2 protein-coding genes and 1 pseudogene are annotated in these 1,945 nt (G+C 50.4%); 2 read left to right on the top strand and 1 reads right to left on the bottom strand.

The genetic code is table 11. From position 1 onward, the window contains the following. Both FDW87_RS07055 and FDW87_RS07050 read left to right on the top strand, forming a co-directional pair. A partial coding sequence (locus tag FDW87_RS07055) for a Bcr/CflA family multidrug efflux MFS transporter (RefSeq protein WP_252363058.1) occupies positions 1–971 on the top strand: 971 nt, incomplete at its 5' end. Positions 972–1,304: 333 nt separating this feature from the next. After that, on the top strand, positions 1,305–1,649 hold the full coding sequence (locus FDW87_RS07050) for a YejG family protein (protein ID WP_029139605.1): 345 nt from the start codon (positions 1,305–1,307) through the stop codon (positions 1,647–1,649). A gap of 3 nt (positions 1,650–1,652) precedes the next feature. On the opposite strand, the pseudogene FDW87_RS22025 reads toward FDW87_RS07050, so the two are convergent. Further along, a pseudogene (locus FDW87_RS22025) lies at positions 1,653–1,945 on the bottom strand (microcin ABC transporter ATP-binding protein); the annotation flags it as partial.

Genomic DNA, 1,945 nt, shown 5'->3' with positions numbered 1-1,945 from the left:
GCAAGCCGGTGATTCTGGGCGGGACGCTGGTGTTTGCGGCGGCGGCAGTTGCCTGTGCGCTGGCACAAACTATCGATCAACTGATCGTGATGCGTTTCTTCCATGGTCTGGCTGCGGCTGCGGCGAGCGTGGTTATCAACGCCCTGATGCGCGATATCTATCCGAAGGAAGAGTTTTCGCGCATGATGTCCTTTGTCATGCTGGTCACGACAATTGCACCCTTACTGGCACCCATCGTGGGCGGCTGGGTATTGGTATGGCTGAGCTGGCACTACATCTTTTGGATCCTCGCCGTGGCGGCTATTCTGGCGTCGGTGATGATCTTTACGCTGATCAAAGAGACCTTGCCGGTTGAGCGCCGCCAGCCGTTTCGCTTGCGTACTACTCTCGGCAACTTTGCCTCGCTGTTTCGCCACAAGCGTGTACTGAGCTATATGCTGGCCAGTGGGTTTAGTTTTGCCGGGATGTTCTCGTTCCTGAGCGCCGGACCTTTTGTTTACATTGAGATTAACCACGTTTCACCGCAGCATTTCGGCTATTACTTCGCGCTGAACATTGTTTTCCTGTTCGTGATGACCATCATCAACAGCCGCTTTGTTCGTCGGGTTGGGGCATTGAATATGTTCCGTGCTGGCCTGTGGATCCAGTTCGTGATGGCGGGCTGGATGGTCTTTAGCGCGCTGTTCGGGGTTGGTTTCTGGGCGCTGGTGGTGGGCGTTGCGGCGTTTGTTGGCTGCGTGTCGATGGTGTCATCCAACGCCATGGCAGTCATTCTGGATGAATTTCCGCATATGGCGGGAACGGCGTCATCGCTGGCAGGGACGTTCCGTTTTGGCATTGGCGCCATCGTTGGGGCGCTGCTGTCACTGGCGACTTTTAACTCGGCCTGGCCGATGATCTGGTCGATAGCATTTTGCGCTACCTGCTCAATTCTCTTCTATCTCTACGCCAGTCGCGCCAAAAAACGGTGATCTATTACACAACCTGGGGGCGATAGGGCCTCCAGAGTTGATGTACATCAACCGAAAATCTATCAATTTCCCCGTTTATGTTTATTTTATGTAAAATCAATTTATGTAAAAAGTCACATCATTGTAGTTAAAAAGGTTGAGTTAGATCGCAGAAACGAGTACATATAGCGCGGAAATATGCCAGAACCGTTGAATAAATTTAAATATTTGGTTCGGAAAGTGGCATAAAGTCAGGGTGTAAACGTTTACGAACTGTTTAAAGACGTATTGTCAATGATGTGTTAATATTGATGTAAAATAATTGTGAAGTGATTGTACTTCCAGGGAAAGAAAGTGATGACATTACAACTCTCAATCGTTCATCGTCTGCCACAGTGCTATCGTTGGTCGGTGGGTTTCGCAGGTTCAAAGGTTGAACCGATTCCGCAAAACGGTCAGAGCAATGAGAACAGCCTGGTGGCGCTCAAATTGCTTAGCCCTGATGGTGACAGCGCGTGGTCAGTCATGCATAAACTCAGCCAGGCCCTCAGCGACATTGAGGTACCTTGTTCCGTGTTGGAATGCGAAGGGGAGCCGTGCCTGTTTGTGAATCGTCAGGATGAATTTGCCGCGACCTGCAGACTGAAAAATTTCGGCGTGGCCATCGCAGAGCCGTTTTCAAATAACAATCCGTTTTGAGCGTCAGCTTAGCGCGAGCAGCTGACGCGTATATGCCTGCTGTGGCGCATTAAATACGTGCTCGCATTGTCCTTGCTCCACGACCTCTCCCTGCCTTAGCACAATAACCTGATGGCATAACGCGCGTACTACGTGCAAATCATGGCTGATAAAGATATAAGCCAGGCGATGCTTTTCCTGTAAAGACTTTAATAACGTCAGGATTTGCGCCTGTACGGTTCTGTCGAGCGACGATGTTGGTTCATCCAGAATGATCAGGGAAGGCTTGAGAATCAAGGCTCTGGCAATGGCTATAC

Origin of the sequence: Citrobacter sp. wls826 (assembly GCF_005281245.1) — a bacterium.
Classification (GTDB): domain Bacteria; phylum Pseudomonadota; class Gammaproteobacteria; order Enterobacterales; family Enterobacteriaceae; genus Citrobacter; species Citrobacter braakii.
This window is presented reverse-complemented; position numbering and strand designations above follow the sequence as displayed.